At 69.9% G+C, this 17,712-nt stretch carries 16 protein-coding genes; 7 read left to right on the top strand and 9 right to left on the bottom strand.

The genetic code is table 11. The features are described 5' to 3' along the window. Positions 1 to 146: 146 nt before the first annotated feature. Both ligD and ICG51_RS11890 read right to left on the bottom strand, forming a co-directional pair. Positions 147 to 2,657, bottom strand: coding sequence for a DNA ligase D (ligD, locus tag ICG51_RS11895; RefSeq protein WP_190280560.1), 2,511 nt, complete (start codon positions 2,655 to 2,657; stop codon positions 147 to 149). Positions 2,658 to 2,667: 10 nt separating this feature from the next. After that, entirely contained in the window at positions 2,668 to 3,270 is a 603-nt protein-coding gene (locus tag ICG51_RS11890) for a DUF892 family protein (RefSeq protein ID WP_190280559.1), read from the bottom strand. Positions 3,271 to 3,336: 66 nt separating this feature from the next. Here ICG51_RS11890 and ICG51_RS11885 point away from each other — a divergent pair, with 66 nt between their 5' ends. From ICG51_RS11885 to ICG51_RS11870, 4 genes are all read left to right on the top strand, one after another. Then, positions 3,337 to 3,555 carry a hypothetical protein gene (locus ICG51_RS11885; RefSeq protein ID WP_190280558.1) on the top strand — a complete coding sequence of 73 codons (219 nt, stop codon included), beginning with the start codon at positions 3,337 to 3,339 and terminating at the stop codon, positions 3,553 to 3,555. Positions 3,556 to 3,656: 101 nt separating this feature from the next. Next, positions 3,657 to 4,088 carry a CBS domain-containing protein gene (locus tag ICG51_RS11880; protein ID WP_223809444.1) on the top strand — a complete coding sequence of 144 codons (432 nt, stop codon included), beginning with the start codon at positions 3,657 to 3,659 and terminating at the stop codon, positions 4,086 to 4,088. Between the two features lie 282 nt (positions 4,089 to 4,370). Then, positions 4,371 to 4,868, top strand: coding sequence for a hypothetical protein (locus tag ICG51_RS11875; protein WP_190280557.1), 498 nt, complete (start codon positions 4,371 to 4,373; stop codon positions 4,866 to 4,868). 32 nt (positions 4,869 to 4,900) lie between these two features. Further along, positions 4,901 to 5,704, top strand: a complete 804-nt coding sequence (locus ICG51_RS11870) for an alpha/beta hydrolase (protein WP_190280556.1) — start codon at positions 4,901 to 4,903, stop codon at positions 5,702 to 5,704. A 16-nt stretch (positions 5,705 to 5,720) separates the two neighbouring features. Here ICG51_RS11870 and otsA read toward each other — a convergent pair whose 3' ends face one another. The 6 genes from otsA to ICG51_RS11840 all read right to left on the bottom strand — a co-directional run bounded on the left by otsA (position 5,721) and on the right by ICG51_RS11840 (position 13,252). After that, positions 5,721 to 7,088, bottom strand: coding sequence for an alpha,alpha-trehalose-phosphate synthase (UDP-forming) (otsA, locus tag ICG51_RS11865; protein ID WP_190280555.1), 1,368 nt, complete (start codon positions 7,086 to 7,088; stop codon positions 5,721 to 5,723). After that, positions 7,085 to 8,881 (bottom strand): glycoside hydrolase family 15 protein, encoded by a 1,797-nt coding sequence (locus ICG51_RS11860; RefSeq protein ID WP_190280554.1) that lies wholly within the window; start codon positions 8,879 to 8,881, stop codon positions 7,085 to 7,087. The genes otsA and ICG51_RS11860 overlap by 4 nt, the downstream gene beginning before the upstream one ends. After that, positions 8,878 to 9,636 (bottom strand): trehalose-phosphatase, encoded by a 759-nt coding sequence (gene otsB / locus ICG51_RS11855; protein ID WP_190280553.1) that lies wholly within the window; start codon positions 9,634 to 9,636, stop codon positions 8,878 to 8,880. The genes ICG51_RS11860 and otsB overlap by 4 nt, the downstream gene beginning before the upstream one ends. 112 nt (positions 9,637 to 9,748) lie before the next feature. Continuing rightward, positions 9,749 to 10,888, bottom strand: a complete 1,140-nt coding sequence (locus tag ICG51_RS11850) for a DUF3182 family protein (protein WP_190280552.1) — start codon at positions 10,886 to 10,888, stop codon at positions 9,749 to 9,751. Between the two features lie 230 nt (positions 10,889 to 11,118). Continuing rightward, positions 11,119 to 11,880 carry a flagellar brake protein gene (locus ICG51_RS11845; RefSeq protein ID WP_190280551.1) on the bottom strand — a complete coding sequence of 254 codons (762 nt, stop codon included), beginning with the start codon at positions 11,878 to 11,880 and terminating at the stop codon, positions 11,119 to 11,121. A 46-nt stretch (positions 11,881 to 11,926) separates the two neighbouring features. Further along, the gene (locus tag ICG51_RS11840; protein ID WP_190280550.1) at positions 11,927 to 13,252 is read right to left on the bottom strand and encodes a dicarboxylate/amino acid:cation symporter; all 1,326 of its coding nucleotides are present in this window, start codon (positions 13,250 to 13,252) and stop codon (positions 11,927 to 11,929) included. Between the two features lie 104 nt (positions 13,253 to 13,356). Between ICG51_RS11840 and ICG51_RS11835 the strand changes: the two genes are divergently transcribed. Then, complete coding sequence (locus tag ICG51_RS11835) at positions 13,357 to 15,072, top strand: alkaline phosphatase (RefSeq protein ID WP_190280549.1); 1,716 nt, start codon at positions 13,357 to 13,359, stop codon at positions 15,070 to 15,072. Between the two features lie 53 nt (positions 15,073 to 15,125). Here the strand turns inward: ICG51_RS11835 and ICG51_RS11830 are convergent, their stop codons facing one another. Beyond that, positions 15,126 to 15,575: a CopD family protein gene (locus ICG51_RS11830; RefSeq protein ID WP_190280548.1), complete on the bottom strand. Its 450-nt coding sequence runs from the start codon at positions 15,573 to 15,575 to the stop codon at positions 15,126 to 15,128. A gap of 117 nt (positions 15,576 to 15,692) precedes the next feature. Here ICG51_RS11830 and ICG51_RS11825 point away from each other — a divergent pair, with 117 nt between their 5' ends. Then, positions 15,693 to 16,286, top strand: coding sequence for a class I SAM-dependent methyltransferase (locus tag ICG51_RS11825; protein WP_190280547.1), 594 nt, complete (start codon positions 15,693 to 15,695; stop codon positions 16,284 to 16,286). A gap of 90 nt (positions 16,287 to 16,376) precedes the next feature. Further along, positions 16,377 to 17,663: a polyhydroxyalkanoate depolymerase gene (phaZ, locus tag ICG51_RS11820; protein WP_190282468.1), complete on the top strand. Its 1,287-nt coding sequence runs from the start codon at positions 16,377 to 16,379 to the stop codon at positions 17,661 to 17,663. The last annotated feature ends 49 nt before the right edge of the window (positions 17,664 to 17,712 follow it).

The raw sequence follows: 17,712 nt of genomic DNA, 5'->3' as shown, positions 1-17,712 counted from the left end.
TCGGCCGGCAGTGCCGGTTCAGCGAAGATTTTTCATTCGCATGCAGATTCTTCCGTTAATACGGGTCGGCAGCCCGGATCAGACAGGAACGGCATCACCGAACGCACAGCGGAGGGCGCCGCTGTTCGCAGACAGGTGTCTGACCCTCAGCCGGGACCGACGATCCCGGACAGGTCCTGCTCCACCTCGTCGATGCCCGCCCATGGGTGCGAACGCAGCCGCCGCATCCGCGCCGGAGCGTTGCGCAGGTTGAACTGCGCGGGGCTCTTCACCCGCCCCAGTTCCTCCCAGCGGATCGGCATGGCGACCGGCGCGCCGGCACGCGCGCGCAGCGAGAACGAGGCCACGCTGGTGGCACCGCGGCCGTTGCGCAGGTAGTCCACGAAGATCCGGCCCTTGCGCAGCCGCTTGGCCGCGGTGGCGACGAACTTCAGTGGTTCGGCAGCGGCCAGCGCGTCGGCGAAGCCATGCGCGAACGTCTTCGCCTGCTCCCACGGGCACGCCGGGCGCAGCGGCACCACCACGTGCAGGCCCTTGCCGCCGGAGGTGCGCAGCCAGCTTTGCAGACCGAGCTCCTGCAAGCGCCTGCGCAGCGTGCGCGCCGCGGCGACGACCTCCCGCCACGCAACGTCGGGGCCGGGATCAAGGTCGAACACCAGGCGATCGGCAAGGTCGGCGCCGGCGGCCTGCGCGCCCCAGGGATGGAATTCCAGCGCGTTGAACTGCACCAGTTCCAGCAGGCCGGCGGCATCGCGCACCACCAGGTAGTCCTCTTCCGCGCCGGACTCCTCGCGCAGGCGCAGGCTGTCCACGTGCTGCATGCCGGCGCCGGTGTGCTTCTGGAAGAAGCACGGGCGCGCCGCTCCTTGCGGGCAGCGCACGATCGACAGCGGTCGATCGACGACCTCCGGCAGCAGCCAAGGCAGCATGTCGCGGTAGTAGTCGAACACCTCCCCCTTGCGGATGCCGGCATCGGGAAACACCACCCGCTCCGGGTGGGTGACGACGATTTCGTCGGTTGCCGGTTTGCTGGCCATCGCCTTGCCCTTCCTCCTGGCAGCCGGTGCGCGGTCGCTGTCGCGCAGGTCGGACGCGGATTTGTCGGAACGCACCGCCTTCAGCGACGCCTGCCGCAGCAGGCCATTGCCGCCGATGCCGCGATAGTAGGCCTCCACCACCATCTGCGGCGCCACCCAGCGCGCGCGACGCAGGGCCGGATCCGCCACCTCCACCCGTGCGGTCGGTTCGGGCTGCCCTTCGCCCAGCGTCGTTGCCAGCTGGCGCAGCAAGGCATCGCTGAAACCACTGCCGAGCCGGCCGACGTAACGCCAACCCCGGCCTTCCGGCGTGGCCAGCAGCAGCGCCCCGATGCCGACGCGGCTGCCCTTCGGCGCGCTGAAGCCCACCACCGCGAACTCGTCGGCGTGGACATGCTTGGTCTTGCGCCATTCCGGCGAGCGTCCCGCATGGTGGCCGCGGTCGGCGCGCTTGGAGACGATGCCTTCGAACCCCTGTTCACCGGCCAGCTGCCAGGCGTGCACGCCCTCGCCCAGCACGTGCGAGCTGTAGGCGAGGTGTGGTGGCGGCGTCCCCAGCACCGTCTCCAGCAGCGCCTTGCGCTGGAGCAGCGGCGCCGCGGAGATGTCCACGCCATCCAGGTGCAGCAGGTCGAACAGCACCAGCGAAAGGCTGGCGTTCTTTTCCCCGGACAGGGTGGCCTGGAGCAGGTTGAAGTCGGCCTTGGTGCCGCTGCCGGCAATCAGCTCGCCGTCCAGCGCGGCATGGCCCAGCTTCAGCGCCTCGATGGCGGCAACAATGTCCGGCAGTTTAGGTGTCCAGTCCAGCGCGTTGCGGGAATACAGCCGCGCCTTGCCGTCGACCACCGCGACCAGCAGCCGGTAGCCATCCCATTTGAGTTCATGCAGCCACGCCGGGCCGTCCGGCGGCGCATCGCCCAGCTGGGCCAGCTGCGGCGCGAAGAAGCCGCCGTGGAACCGCGCCTTGCTCGCCCCGGGCAACTGCAGCGCGCGCTTCGACCAGTCTCGTCGGCGCCGTGCCTTTGCCGGCGGCGCCGCGGTGCGCTGCGCTTTTTCGCGCTTCCCCGCACCGGCGCGCTGCACGTCGGCGGCCGGCGCCGACGTGACATCACCGAGCAGGTCATCCGCTTCCAGCGTGCCCGCGTGGACGTCCTTGTCCTTGAACAGCAGCCACTGCACCTGCCGCCCCGGCTTGCCGGAACGCACCAGGTGCCATCCGCCCTTGAGCTTGTCACCGAACAGCTCGAAGCGCAGATGACCCTTGGCCAGCTGCGCCTGCGCATCGCCGTCGGTGGACCAGTAGCCGGCATCGAACCGGGCGACGTGGCCGCCGCCGTACTGGCCTTTGGGGATGTCGCCCTCGAAGCCCGCGTAATCCAGCGGATGGTCCTCGACCTCCACTGCCATCCGCTTGACCGCAGGGTCGAAGCTGGGCCCCTTCGGCACCGCCCAGCTCTTCAGCACGCCACCCACCTGCAGGCGGAAGTCGTAATGCCGGCGCGAGGCGTGGTGCAACTGGACCACGAAGATCGCGCGATCGCCGGGGACACGGACCCGGCCGGGCGCGGGTTCCCGCGTCCGCGAGAACTCGCGCTTGCGCCGGTATTCGACGAGGCTCACGCCCGCGGCATCACATCATCTCGTCGCGCGCGTGTTCCGCCCGCGCCGCGCCGATGGCGGTCTTCACCTTCTTCACTTCTTCCGGCGGCGGCAGCACCGCCGGCATGCCCAAGGCCTGGATCCACAGCTCGCGGCACCAACCCTTGGTGTGGTAGAGGTGCTCGTCTTCCTCGTTCTCCACTTCCTCGTAGGCCTGCTTCAGCACCTTGGCCCCGGCGAAGCGGGTTTCGCCCACCTTGCCGATCAGTTCCCAGTTCATGTGGTCCTTGTTTTCGGCCAGCACCACGCACTCGGCGGCGACGATCTCGGCGGCGGCCGGATCGGCGGTCGCGATCGCGGCCTTGATCGAATCCACCAGCGCGGCGCCCAGCCCCGCTACCACTTCACGGCCGGGGCTCATCTCCTCGGTGTCCATGCCCAACTGCGCGAACACGTCGGTCAGGATGCGTTCGTGGTTGGTGGTCTGCTCGAGGTAGTGCTCCCATTCCTTGCGCAGGTCGTCGTTCTGCGCAGCCTCGATGGCGGCGGTATAGATCTGGATGCCGCCACGTTCCGTTTCCAGTGCCTGCAACAACAGTTCGTGGACCTGGCTGCTCTCTGCCTGCTTGGCCATGGTGTATCTCCTGTGGGGGTGGGAGAACCGGTTGTAATCCTGCGGACGTGTAGGCAGGATCAATGCGTGATCGAAGAGCGCCGCCACGGCTTCGGTTGCGCGCGCATTGCCGCCACTGCCGTCGATCCTGGCCGCAGGGCGAAGATTGCTGGTGACCGCATGGCCGCCCTTGCGCCCAACCTCGCGCGCTTCCTGCGCATTGAACCGGTGCCGCTTGCCGCTCCGCCCGGCCGCGTGAATCCGGTGCACCAGTGCGCAGCGCCTTCACGCCGAAATTGCGCGTGACGCAAGCCCCGCTGAATGCATGGCGGCTGCGCGCGCGATGTTCACGTCGATGCAACCCGGACCGCGCGATTCTGGCCCGCCCATCGACCAGGAGCACCTCCATGCAGAACGTCAGTTCCCTCATGACCAGCAACCCCGCCTTCTGCCGCATCGACACACCCCTGGACGCGGTGGCAAGGCTGATGGTCGATCACGATTGCGGGGGCATTCCGGTAGTCGACATGGAGGGCAAGCCGCTGGGCTTCGTGACCGACCGCGACGTCGCCGTGCGCATCGTCGCCGCGGGTCACTTCGAAGCCTCCAGCATCGCGGGCGATGCGATGACCGCGCCATGCAAGACGGTGAATGCGAACACCAGCGTGGAGGAATGCACCCAGCTGATGGAGTCCGCGAAGATCCGCCGCGTGCCGATCGTGGATGACGACGGCCGCCTGTCCGGGATCGTGTCGATCGCCGATCTGGCACGGGCGGGCAAGGACGCCGCCACCGCTGAGGTGGTCAGCGAAGTGTCGAAGCCGGGCCTGCCGCAGTAACCACCGCCACCCCGCCCCGGGCCTTCCGAGGGAAACCCGCCGCGCCTGCATGGCGTGGCGGGTTTCCTTTTTCCCGCCAGCCTTGCGCGAGGTGGCTGCTCGGCGCCCCTACGCTCCAGACACCATCTGCGCGCTGGGCCGACGCACCTGCCACCGCAGGCAAGGGTGTTCCCGATCGGCGCAGCACCAGCCTGCCCCGGAACGTGCGGCATGCGCTGCGGCTGACATCGCCTTCACCGCTTGCGGCGCATGTTTCGGAATCCGCATGGCAGGGAGACGCCGATGAAGCACCGACACGTCTACAGCACGCGCGACATGGCGCATGCACGCGCAACCATCGCCGCGCTGCACATGCGCGGGATCGGCAACGACGCGATCTCGCTGGTGGCACGCGCCGACATCGAACTCGAACGCATCCCGGACTCGCTCAAGGAAGCCGATACCGACACGGTGCCGGCTGCCGTGCGGGGCATGGGGCTGGGCGGTGCGACCGGCCTTCTGGCCGGCCTGGCCGCGGTGGCATTCACCCCTCTCGGCGTCACCCTCGCCGGCGCCGCGGCCATCGGCGTAGTCGGCGCGCTGATGGGCGGCTGGTCGTCGGCACTGATGGGCGCCGCCCTGCCCGACCCGGTGCGCCAGCAGTTCGAAGGCGAGATCGAGGCCGGACGGATCCTGGTGCTGGTCGATATCGCAGAGTCGCAGCTGGCGCCGATGCGCGAGGCGATGGCCGAGGCGGGCGCCACCTGCCTGGACTACGTGGCCCCCCTCGGGGCGAAGTGACCCGCACGCGGCGACCTGCCTCCGAACCGGCGATGGACATACACCTCAACCGATTCTCGCTGGCGGTCGAACCCGGGGACGCGGTGGACGCCACCGTGCTGGCGCCGCGGCCGGAACTGCCCGGCATCCTGTTCGTGCATGGCTGGGGCGGCAACCAGGAACAGGATCTCAGCCGCGCCAAGCTGCTGGCCGGCCTGGGCAGCGTCTGCCTGACCTTCGACCTGCGCGGCCACCGGGCCAACGCCACCCGCAAGGAAACCATCACCCGCGCGCAGAACCTGCACGACCTCTGCGCTACCTACGACTGGCTGGTCGCACAGCCGCAGGTCGATGCCGGCGCCGTCGCCCTCGTCGGCGTGAGCTACGGCGGATACCTGGCTGCGCTGCTGTCGCAACTGCGTCCGGTGCGCTGGCTGGCGCTGCGTTCCCCGGCGCTGTACCTGGATCGCGACTGGGACCAGCCGAAGGCGCGCCTGCACGATGACCCGGAGCTGTTCCGCTACCGGCGCCGCGAGGTGGACGCGGACGACAACCGCGCCCTGCGTGCCTGTGCCGGCTTCACCGGCGATGTCCTGCTGGTGCAGGCCGAACACGACGAGATCGTGCCGCAGCCGGTCATCGACAACTACGCACGCGCCTTCCATTCGGCACGCTCGCTGACCCGGCGCCTGATCCCAGGGGCCGACCACGGCTTCAGCGGCAAGCCTGCGCAGCGCCAGTACACCGAGGTGCTGGAAGCGTGGATGACGGAAATGATCGTCGGCGCACGCAACATGATCGCTGCCGACAAGGTGCGCGACGACAAGCAGCAGCGCCGCGCCGGGCAGGGCCGCTAGCGCCTCCTAGGCACCTTCAGCTGCGCAGCGCGGCGAGGAAGTCCTCGCACCAGGCGTGGATGTCGTAGCGTGACACCGGCGCCATCATCGACTGCCAGCGTTCGCGCCGCTCCGCCAGCGGCATCGCCGCGGCACGTGCGAAGGCATCGGCCACGCCGTCCAGGTCGTAGGGGTTCACCAGCAGCGCGCCCTGCTCCAGCTCGGCGGCGGCACCGGCAAACATCGACAGCAGCAGCACGCCCGGGTTCTGGGGGTCCTGCGCAGCCACGTATTCCTTCGCCACCAGGTTCATGCCGTCGCGCAGCGGCGTGACCACGCCGATCGCGGCCAGCCGGTAGAACCCGGTCAGGGTGGCATGGGCGAAGTTGCGGTTGACGTAGCGCAGCGGGGTCCATTCGGGGTCGGCATGGGTGCCGTTGATGTGCCCGGCGATGCCTTCCAGCTGGTCGCGCAGCAGGCGGTACTCCTGCACTTCGCCGCGCGACACCGGCGCGATCTGCAGGAAGGTCAGCCGCCCGCGCTCCTGCGGGTAGCGTTCGAGGTAGCGCGCGAAGCCGCGGAAGCGCTCGGGCAGCCCCTTGGAATAGTCCAGCCGGTCCACACCGATGGCGAGCTTGCGGCCGCTCAGGCTGGCCTGCAGCTGGCGCACGGCCGGCTTGCCGGCGGCCGCCCGGGCCTGCCCGGCGATGCGCGCGGCATCGATGCCGATGGGGAAGGCACCGACGCAGACGCTGCGCCCGTCGGGCAGGCGCAGGCCGTCGTCACCGACGAGGGTCGCGCCGCCGAACAGCCGCGCGTAGCTGCGGAACCGTTCGGCATCACGCTGCGTCTGGAAACCCACCAGGTCGTGCGCGAACAGCGCGCCGAACAGCTGGGCGTGGTCCGGCAACGAGGCGGCGATGTCCGCCGACGGCATCGGCACGTGCAGGAAGAAGCCCATCCTGCAGCCCACCCCGCGTTCGCGCAGCATCGCGGCCAGCGGGATCAGGTGGTAGTCGTGAATCCACACGGTGTCGTCGTCGCGCAGCAGCGGCGCCAGCCGGTCGGCGAACAGCGCGTTGACGCGGCGGTAGCCGGCGCGGGTTTCGCGCGCGTAGTCCACCAGGTCCAGGCGGAAATGCAGCAGTGGCCACAGCGTGCGGTTGGAGAAGCCGTTGTAGTAGGCGGCCACGTCCTGCCGCGACAGGTCGAGCGTGACGTAGCGGATCTCGCCATCCCGCTGTTCGTGCAGCGCACCGCTGTCCTCGCGCGCGGTCTTGCCGCTCCACCCGAACCACAGCCCGCCGCGCGCCGCCAGCGCCGCCTGCAGCCCCACCGCCAACCCGCCTGGCGCGCTTTCGCCCGGCAGCGCGACCCGGTTGGAGACCACCACCAGCCGGCTCACAGCGCCTCCGTCCACGGCCGCGACAGGCGCATCGCCGCCATGATCAGCCCGACGTGCGAATACGCCTGCGGGAAGTTGCCCCAGGCCTCGCCATCCTCGAACGCCATGTCCTCCGACAGCAGGCCGAGGTGGTTGCGGCGCGCCAGCACGCGCTCGAACAGTTGCCGCGCCTCGTCGTGCCGGCCGATCGCCGCCAGCGCGTCGATGTACCAGAACATGCAGATGGTGAAGCTGGTTTCCGGCACGCCGAAGTCGTCCGCCGCGACGTAGCGGAACAGCCCGTCGCCGCGCTTGAGCTCGCGCCCGATCGCCTCCACCGTGGCGACGTAGCGCGGGTCCTCCGCCGGCAGCAGGCCGATGTCGGCCAGCAGCAGCAATGAGGCGTCCAGGTAGGTGCTGTCGAAGGAGGCGCTGAACCAGCCGACATCTTCGCGCCATGCGCGCGCCAGCACGCGGGCACGGACGATTTCCGCGCGTTCGCGCCAGTACCCCGAGCGTTCGGCCAGGCCCAGTTTCGCCGCCACACGCGCCAGCCGGTCGCAGGCCGCCCAGCACATCGCGGCGGTGTAGGTATGCACCTCGGCGCGGCCGCGGAACTCCCAAAGCCCGGCGTCGGGCACGTCGTGCAGGGCGAACGCGCGCTCGCCCAGCGGCTCCAGCCGGGCGAAGGTGGCGATGTCGCCGGGGTCGGCCAGGCGCTGGTCGAAGAACAGCTGGGTGGTCGCCAGCACCACGCTGCCGTACACGTCGTGCTGCTTCTGCAGCCAGGCCAGGTTGCCGCGCCGCACCGGGCCGCAGCCGCGGTACCCGTCCAGGGACGCCACTTCCTCCTCGTGCAGCGCGGTCTCGAAGGCGATCCCATACAGCGGCTGCAGGCTGCCGTCGTGGGTGGCGATGTCGAAGATGTAGCGCAGGAACTCCTCCATGCTGCGGGTCGCGCCCAGCCGGTTGAGCACGCGCACCACGAAGGCCGCGTCGCGCAGCCAGCAATAGCGGTAGTCCCAGTTGCGCGACGACCCCGGCGCCTCCGGGATCGAGGTGGTCATCGCCGCGATGATCGCGCCGCTGTCCTCGTACTGGCACAGCTTCAGAGTAATGGCGCTGCGGATCACCGCGTCCTGCCACTCCAGCGGGATGGACAGGTAGCGCACCCATTCGCGCCAGTAGTCCAGGGTGCGGTTCAGCGCTTCCTCCACGTAGCCGTCGATCGAGCGCGCCAGCGGCTCGTCCGGCCCCAGCACGAGGTGCAGACGGTGGTTCAACACGAACGGCAGCTGTTCGCGGACGAAGCGGACCGGCACGTCGGTGGTCAGCCGCAGGGTCATCTGCGGCAGCAGCCAGCGGATGTGGTTGCTGCCCCAGGTACTGTCCGGGACGCGTGCCCCCCAGTCCGCCAGCGGCCGTGCGCGCACGCGGATGCGCGGCGTGCCGGCCAGCGGGGTGAGCCGGCGGAGCAGCGACACCGGCCGGTAGAACCGCCCGTTCTGGCGCCAGCGGGGGGCGAAGTCGAGGATCTCCACCGAGCCGCCGCGACTGTCGTGCAGCACCGTGCGCAGCACCGCGGTATTGGCGATGTAGTGCTGCTCGGCGCGCTCGAAATCTTCCAGTTCGATGGCGAAGTCGCCGCCGGGGTGTTGACGCGGCGACAGCAGCGCGCAGAACGCAGGATCGCCATCGAACGCGGGCAGGCAGCCCCAGACCACCCGCGCCCGCGCATCGATGAGCGCCGCGAAGCTGCCATTGCCGACCACGCCCAGGTCGAGCGTGTGCACGGGTGGGCGGTCGTTGTTCATGCCACCTCCTCCAACCAACGACGCACGGCGGCCGGATTGGCCAGCCAGTGCGTCGCCAGCGTCGGCCGACGGTCGCCGACCACGATGCTGATGCCGTCGCGCCGGTTGACCAGCGCGAAGCCGTGTTCGTCGGTCAGGTCATCGCCGGCGAATACCGGCCGCCGCCCGGCGAACGGCGGCTCGTCCAGGAACGCGGCAATCGCCGCACCTTTGTCCGCGCCCTCCGGCCGCAGTTCCAGCACGCAGTCGCCCGGCTGCAACCGGTAGCCCGGCAGCGCGGCCAATGCCGTTGATGCAAACGCGCGCGCGCGCGCCTCCGCCGACGCATCGGCGCGCCAGTGCAGCGCCAGCGCCCGTCCCTTGTCCTCTACCCGCGCCAGCGGATGCGTGGCCATCCAGACGCGCGCATCGGCGATCAAGCCGCCCCACGTGGCGGGATCGATCGCGGCGCCGGTATCCGCATCCGGCATCGGCGCACCGCGCCGCTCCAACCCGTGCAGACCGCCAACCGGGAACCGCGCCGGCGCGAACACCCGGTCGACGCCGGCGATGCCGCGTCCGCTGACCAGCGCCAGCGCGCCGCCAAGCCGTCGCGACACCGCCGCGAGCTGCACCGACAGCGATGCCGGTGCGCGCACGCGGTCGGGATCCTCCTCGAATTCAAGCAGGCAGCCGTCCACGTCCAGGAACAGCGCCCAGTCGGCGGACAGCGGTGGTGGTGCGGGAAGCGGTGCGTGGAACTCGGCAGCGGGCATGGAGGTACCGGGAGGAAACATGCTGCGCGCCGATACGGCCAGCGGCACGCGACTCCCGTTGTACCCGCGCGGATGTCGAGGAAATGTCATCCCGCGCAGGCAGGCGCGGGAATCAGGCTGCCATTCCCGCGCTGGCCTCCTCGACGATCCGCGCGTACTTGCAAGGCGAACGCGCATCGCCCCGCCACGCCATCACCGCCTCCGCCGGAACGCGCTCGCCGGCGAAGGTCTCCACAGTTTCTGCGACCACGCGCTGCAGCCCCGGCATCCGGGTGAAGCGTTCGATCGCCAGCAGTTCGGCCATGCTCGCGCCGCCGAACCGCCACGACTGCTCCAGCACGCCGAGATGGCGCCGGCCCAGACGGTCGATGCCGGCGATCACGTCGTAGTTGCAGCGGGTCGCCACAACCCCGTAGGCGTGACGGATCACCGCATCGTAGCGGCTGGCGGCCTGCACCGCGGCGCGCGGCTTGCCGGGCCGCAGGGTGGCCTCCAGGTCCGCAAAAGTGCCGCGCACCACCTCCAGCCGTGAACCGCCGTAGGCCGCCACGCCCTGCGGGGTGATGACGGTACGCTGGGTACCGACATAGGCGATGCGGTGCCCGCCGGGGAGCACGCTGAAGCCGACGCTGTAGGTGGTCGATTCCACCAGGTCCCGCTCCAGCACCAGCCCTTCCTCCAGCGCCCGCGGAGATGCCGCATCCAGCCAGTTGCCAAGCTCCTCCTCGCTGCGCACCACGCGCTGGCCGCGCCCACCGCGCTCACGCGGCGGTTTCACCCGCACCGGGCCGCCGCGCAACAGCTCGGCGCCCGCGGCCAGCGCGTCCGCGCGCGAGAACACCGACCAGCCCGGCAGGGTGCAGTCCTCCAGCCCGATGATGTCGATCCATCCCTTCGGGGCCGCGGCGCGGCGGCCCGACCGCGGATGGCTGACCAGCTTGGTCGCGACATAGCCGGCCGGCACGATGCCGCCCCACAGCTGGCTGCCGTCGCTGATGCCGAGCGCCGCGGCCTCGCGCCGCGACAGGGTGGAAGAGGGAATCCAGTAGCGGCCGCAGGGCGGCGGGGCGGCAGCCGCCGCGACCCGTCGGGCCCCGAAAAGCTCGGCCAACCGCCCGGCGGCGCAGTGCAGCACCGCCACCTCATGCGGATCCCGCCCGCCGCCGATTTCAGCCACCGAGATCTCGACCGGCAGTGCCGACCACCGGATCGCCGTCGTCCTTGTCTCCTGCTGCCGCAGCGTTGGCATCATTCCTTTTCCTCGTCGTCGGCGCTGTCCCGGATCACTCCCTGTTCCGCGGATTGTGGAGAGGCGGAGATGACCGGAATCCAACCGGAATGGGGCCGGAAATACGGGCCCACGCAACTTTTACACGTCAATGCAGGAAATTCCCGGATTCGGGGGCGGGTGGCGACAACCGCTTCCACCGGCGTCACGAATGAAATGGCGCAGGCGCGCAGGTGGATGCGCCTGTGGCCGGGCTACTCCAGCCCGCGCCGGCGCGCCAGCTGGTCGCGATCCAGCTGCATCAGGTAGCGGAACAGCTTGCGCTGCGCAGCGGGAGTCAGGTCGACGAACTCGCAGCCGGCCTGCGCCGCGTCATAGCCGATATGGCCGCGCACCAGCACGTGGCGGATCTGCAGGTTCACCTCCACCTCGCCGAACTCGGGCAACTCGATGCGACAGCCCTTCAGCACGTCACCGGTCTTGAAGGTGACTTCCGAGCGGGTCGCCACGATCGCCAGGCCGCCACCGCCGATATCGCGGATGCTGGCCTGGATTTCGCGGTCGCTCTCGGGCAGGCGCAGGTGGCAGACCAGGCTGCCAGCCGGCGGCTCGCGCCGCATGAATTCGCGGCGCTGCAGATACAGCATGCGGGCAGGCAGGGCCAGCCGCAGCGCCGGCTTGTCCTCGAAACTGTCCAGCCAGGCCGGGCCGGCGGAAAAACGCAGCGCGGCGCGGTCGATGCTGCCCTCGATGCGCAGCTGGTGCGCGCCCAGCCAGGCGTCCAGAAGCTTGCGGGTGGACGGCACGTCGATCCACAGGGAGCCCTCGTCCACCCGCAGCAGCATGGTCGCCATGCTGTCGGCGCTGCCTTCCGCGCGCACGGTCAGCGCGCAGCGCTCCCCTGCCAGCCGCTGCAGGTGGTGGCGGATCTCGCCGAGGTCGTGGACGTAGAACTTGTCGTAGTAGCCGTCCAGGTCGGCCGCGTCCAGCTCGGAAGGGGGCGGAACTTCGCTCATCAAGCAAGCTTAACGGCTGGCAGATGCCGATGCTTGATGGCGATGTTCACTCCGCGTCGGCCAGGTCGCCCTCGCGCACGCCGACATTGGTCGGGGCGGCATCAAACACCTTCCGGTCCAGCAACCCGGTTTCCCGCGCCACCAGCACCGGCACCAGCATCTGCCCGGTCACGTTGGTCATGGTCCGCATCATGTCCAGCACGCGGTCGATGGCGTACAGGTAGCCGATGGTTTCCAGCGGCAGCCCGGCCGCGCTCAGCACCACCGTGGCCATGATCACCGCGGTGCCGGGCACGCCGGCGGTGCCGAAGCTGCCCAGCACCGAGGCCAGCGCGATGATCAGGTACTGCGACAGCGACAGCTCGATGCCGGCGTACTGCGAAATGAACACCGCCGCCAGCGCCGGGTAGATCGCGCCACAGCCGTCCATCTTGATGGTCGCGCCCAGCGGCACCGCGAACGCCGCGTAATCCTTGTCCACGCCGAGGTTGTGGGTCGCGCTGCGCAGGGACACCGGCAGCGCGGCGAAGCTGCTCGAGGCCACGAACGCCACCTGCATGCCGGGCGCGGCGCCGCGAAAGAACTTCAGCGGATTCAGCCCGTGCGCCAGCAGCAGCCCGCCATAGACCACCACGATGTGGAAGGCGCAGGCGGCGTACAGGGCGAACACGAAGTTCAGCAGGGGGCGCAGCTGCTCGAAACCATAACCGCCCACCAGCGCGGCGATCAGGCCGAAGGTGCCGAACGGGGTGAACTCCAGCACGTAGCGGGTCACCTGGATCATCACGTCGCTGGCTTCGCCGACCAGCTTGCGCACGCCGGCCACCTTCTCGCCCAGCTTGACCATCGCAAAACCGACCAGGCCGGCGAAGAAGATCACCTGCAGCACGGTGCCGCTGCGCGGGACCAGCACCTTGGTGCCGTCGGCCAGCTTGGCGGTGGCGGCCCCACCTAGCGCCTGGAACGGGTTGGCCGGCACCAGGTTGAGCAGCATGTCCAGCGCGCCCGGCACGTCCTTGGGTTTGTAGTCGGAGGCGACCTGCAGCACGCCGACGCCACTGCCGGGCTGGATGATCCAGCCGAACAGCAGGCCCACGCCCACCGCCAGCGCGGCGGTGATGGCGAACCAGGCGAAGGTGCGGCCGGCCAGCGCGGCGATCGACTTCTGCCCGCTCAGCGACGCCACCGCGTTGATCACCGCGAAGAACACCAGCGGCACCGCGATCATCATGATCAGGGTGACGTAGAGGTCGCCGATCGGCCCGAACCAGGTTTCCGCATCCTTGCCGAAGGCCCAGCCGGCCAGCGCACCGAACACGAAACCCAGCACCACGCGCTTCCAGAACTTGATGCGGAACCACCAGTCGAACATGCGCGTAACCCCGGGAAAGACCGTCGAACGATACCGGAGCGCCGTCGCGGCGTCAGCGCCATCCGCGCAACACTGCGGACATGGTGACCATTCATAATGTGCGCATGAAGAAACTGCATCTGCGCCTGCTGCCGCTTGCCTGCGGCCTGACCCTCGCCGCCTGCGCCAGCACCCCGCCGGCTCCGCCCTCCCTGCCGCCCCAGGCCGCCAGCGTGGCGGTGTCCGTCCCGCCGGTACGCCACCCCGACGGCGAGACCGCTCAATGGTGGTACCGCGACGGCGCCGCCCAGGCGGGCGAACGCGGCGCCCTCGCCGGGCGCGCGAAGAACGTGATCGTTTTCCTCGGCGATGGCATGAGCCTGACCACGGTGGCCGCGGCGCGCATCCTGGAGGGCCAGCGCAATGGCGGCAGCGGTGAGGAGAACCGGCTCGCCTGGGAGGTATTCCCCGCCACCGCGCTGGCCAAGACCTACAACACCGACTCGCAGACGCCCGACTCCGCGGGCACGATGAGCGCGATCGCCACCGGGGTGAAGACCCGCGCCGGCGTGCTCAGCATCGGCCAGCAGGCCCGGCGCCGCGACTGCGCGGGCGCGCTGGCGGCGCCAATGCTGACGCTGTGGGAGCTGGCCTCCAGCGCCGGGATGGCCACCGGCGTGGTCACCACCACCCGCGTCACCCATGCCACCCCGGGTGCGACGTTCACCCACTCGGCCGACCGCAACTGGGAAAACGACACCGACCTGCCCGACGAGGCGAAGCGCGCCGGTTGCACCGACATCGCCCGCCAGCTGGTGGAAACGCCGTTCGCGCATGGCTTCGACGTGCTGATGGGCGGCGGCCGCAAGAACTTCATGCCGGTGTCGCAGCGCGACCCGGAGTACGACGACAAGGTCGGCGAACGCCTCGACGGGCGCGACCTGGTCGGCGAGTGGCAGCAGCGCCATGCCGGCGGCGTCTATGTCTGGAACAAGCGCCAACTCGATGCCGCGCCCCTCGACCGGCCGCTGCTGGCCCTGTTCGAACCCGACCACATGCAGTTCGAGCATGACCGCCCGCAGGACCGCGCAGGCGAGCCCTCGCTGGCCGAGATGACCCGCGCGGCGATCGCCCGGCTGTCGCGGGCGCCCGAGGGCTACGTACTGCTGGTGGAAGGCGGCCGCATCGATCACGCCCACCACTACGGCAACGCCTACCGCGCGCTCACCGATACCGTGGCCCTGAGCGATGCCGTGCGTGCCGCCAGCGAAGCGACCGATCCCGCCGACACCCTGATTCTGGTGACCGCCGACCATTCGCATACCCTGAACTTCGTCGGCTATCCGCAGCGCGGGAATCCGATCCTCGACAAGGTCCGCGGCAGCAGCGGCGAAGAGGACGGCGGCGGCCTGGTCAACGACGGCACCGGCCTGCCCTACACCACCCTCAGCTACGCCAACGGCCCCGGCTATACAGGCGCCAGTGGCTCGCAGCCGGCCGGGCCGAAGCGTTTCCCGCACTTCGGCAGGGAATACCAGCCGGCCGACGGCCGCCCCGACCTGACCCACGTGGACACCGCGCATCCCGACTACCTGCAGGAAGCACTGGTGCCGCTGTCCAACGAAAGCCACGGCGGCGACGACGTGGGGGTGTGGGCGCGCGGTCCCGGAAGCGTCGCGGTCCGCGGCTCGCTGGAACAGAACGCACTTCACCACATCCTCGTGCAGGCCACCCCGCGCCTGCGCGCGGCGCTGTGCGCGAAGCAGCTGTGCGACGGCAACGGCGTGCCGGTGGAACTGCCGCGGATCGAAACCTTCCGCCAGCCGCCACCCGGTCCCTGACCGGGATCCGGCTTCGCGGCGCACCGACAGCGCTCGCGAAGCCCGAGTGCGGATCAGAACGGCTTGGCCAGCACCAGCCAGACGATCGCGACCAGCGCCGGCAGCGGCAGCTCGTTGAACCAGCGCAGTGCCCTGCCCGACGGCAGGGGCCGGCCGCGCTCCACGCCCTTCAACCAGCGCCCGGTGACGATGTAGAACGCGAACAACGCCACCACCAGACCCAGCTTGGCATGCAGCCACGCGGTGCCCGCGCCGACCATGGTCGGAAACGCCGGCAGCACCCGGTAGCCCAACCACAGCACCAGGCCCAGCACGAAGGCGATGCCGAACATCACGTGGCCGAAGCGGTACAGCCGCCGCCCCATCAGCAGCAGCCGCGCACGCACCTCCTGCGACTCGCCCGCTTCGGCGAGGTTGACCAGGATCCGCGGCAGGTAGAACACCGCCGCCATCCAGGCGATCACGAACACGAGGTGGAAGGTCTTGGTCAGCAGGTAGGCCATGCGGTCGCTCCGGAATGTTTCAATTCGCCATGCCCGCGCGGGCGCTGGCCGATGCGCCTTCGCCGCTGCCGCTGGCGCGACCCTCGACGATGACAACCGGCGGATGATACGCACACGATGACCAAGACCTATGACCGCGCCTACTTCGACCGCTGGTACCGCCACGGCGGCATCGGCCACGCCGCGCGGCTGGCGCGCAAGGTGGCGCTGGCGGTGGCCACCGCCGAATACCATCTGGAGCGGCCGATCCGCAGCGTGCTGGACATCGGCTGCGGCGAGGGCGCCTGGCGCGCGCCGCTGCTGAAGCTGCGCCCGAACGCGCAGTACCTGGGCTTCGACAGCAGCGACTACGCCATCGCCCGCCATGGCCGCCGCCGCAACCTGCACCACGCGCGTTTCGCCGATTTCGCCCACCTGCGCCCCTGCCCGCCCGTCGATCTGCTGGTCTGCAGCGACGTGCTGCATTACCTCGACACCCGCGAACTCGACCGTGGCCTGCCCGCGCTGGCCGAGCTCTGCGGCGGCGTGGCCTTCATCGAGGTGTTCGCGCGCGGCGACGGCGCCGAGGGCGACGAACACGACTTCAAGCAGCGCAGCGCCGCGTTCTACCGCGAGCGCCTGCGCGCGCTCGGGCTGCGTCCGCTGGGCTCGCACTGCTGGCTGTCACCGGCACTGGTGCCGCACGCGACCGCGCTGGAGCTTCCGGACTGATCGGCAGAACCGGGATAGCGATCACGGCCCCGTCATGCCCATGGGTTATGCTGCAGTGCCGCAATCCGGGGCGACCCAAGACTCACCATGCTGCTGTACCAACTGCACGAATTCTGGCGGGCGGGCCTTGCGCCCTATACCTATTGGGCCGACGCCGGCGCGAAGATGTATTCCGCGCAGGACAGCTGGCTGTCGGCGCTGCCCGGTGCACCCCGCACGGCGGCCGCGTTCGAGCTGATGTACCGGCTGGGCAAGGATTACGAGAAGCCCGAATTCGGCATCCACCAGATCGAGGTGGAAGGTCTGTCGATCCCGGTCGTCGAACGGGTGGCGCTTGAGAAGCCGTTCTGCCGGCTGCTGCGCTTCAAGCGCTACCACGACCAGGCCGACGGCCTGGCGCGAATGAAGGACGACCCCACCGTACTGGTGGTAGCGCCGCTGTCCGGCCACCACGCCACCCTGCTGCGCGACACCGTGCGCACCCTGCTGGCCGACCACAAGGTCTACATCACCGACTGGACCGACGCGCGCATGGTGCCGGCGGCCGAGGGCGCGTTCACCCTCGACGACTACATCGCCTACGTGCAGGAATTCATCCGCCACATCGGCGTCGAGCGCCTGCACGTGATCAGCGTCTGCCAGCCCACCGTGCCGGTGCTGGCCGCGATCTCGCTGATGGCGGCGCGCGGCGAGGCGCTGCCGAAGTCGATGACGATGATGGGCGGGCCGATCGACACCCGCCAGTCGCCCACCTCGGTCAACAACCTCGCCACCCGCCAGCCGCTGTGGTGGTTCGAGAACAACGTCATCCACACCGTACCGGCCAACTATCCCGGGGCCGGCCGCCGCGTCTACCCGGGCTTCCTGCAGCACCTCGGGTTCGTGGCGATGAACCCGGAGCGGCACTCGACTTCGCACTGGGACTTCTACCAGGACCTGGTCAAGGGCGACCTCAGCTCCGCGCAGTCGCACCGCAAGTTCTACGACGAGTACAACGCGGTGCTCGACATGCCCGCCGAGTACTACCTCGACACCATCCGCACCGTGTTCCAGCAGCACCTGCTGCCGCGCGGCCTGTGGGACGTGGCGGGCGAGCGGGTCGATCCTTCGAAGATCAGGGGCTGCGCGCTGCTGACCATCGAGGGCGAGCTGGACGACATTTCCGGGCAGGGCCAGACGCGCGCCGCGCACGCCCTGTGCACCGGCATCGCCGACGAAGACCGCAAGCACCTGACCGTGGCCGGCGCCGGCCACTACGGCATCTTCAGCGGCCGTCGCTGGCGGACCCAGGTGTATCCGCAGGTGCGCGACTTCATCGCCGCGCATGCGGGCAAGCCGGAGGCGCCCGCCCGCAAGTCCGCGCCCGGGCGCCGCTGACCACGCCGCATTCAGCGCGTCATTCACATGCCGGCAACGGCTGCCGCTC

The organism is Thermomonas sp. XSG (assembly GCF_014678725.1).
GTDB lineage: Bacteria > Pseudomonadota > Gammaproteobacteria > Xanthomonadales > Xanthomonadaceae > Thermomonas.
This window is presented reverse-complemented; position numbering and strand designations above follow the sequence as displayed.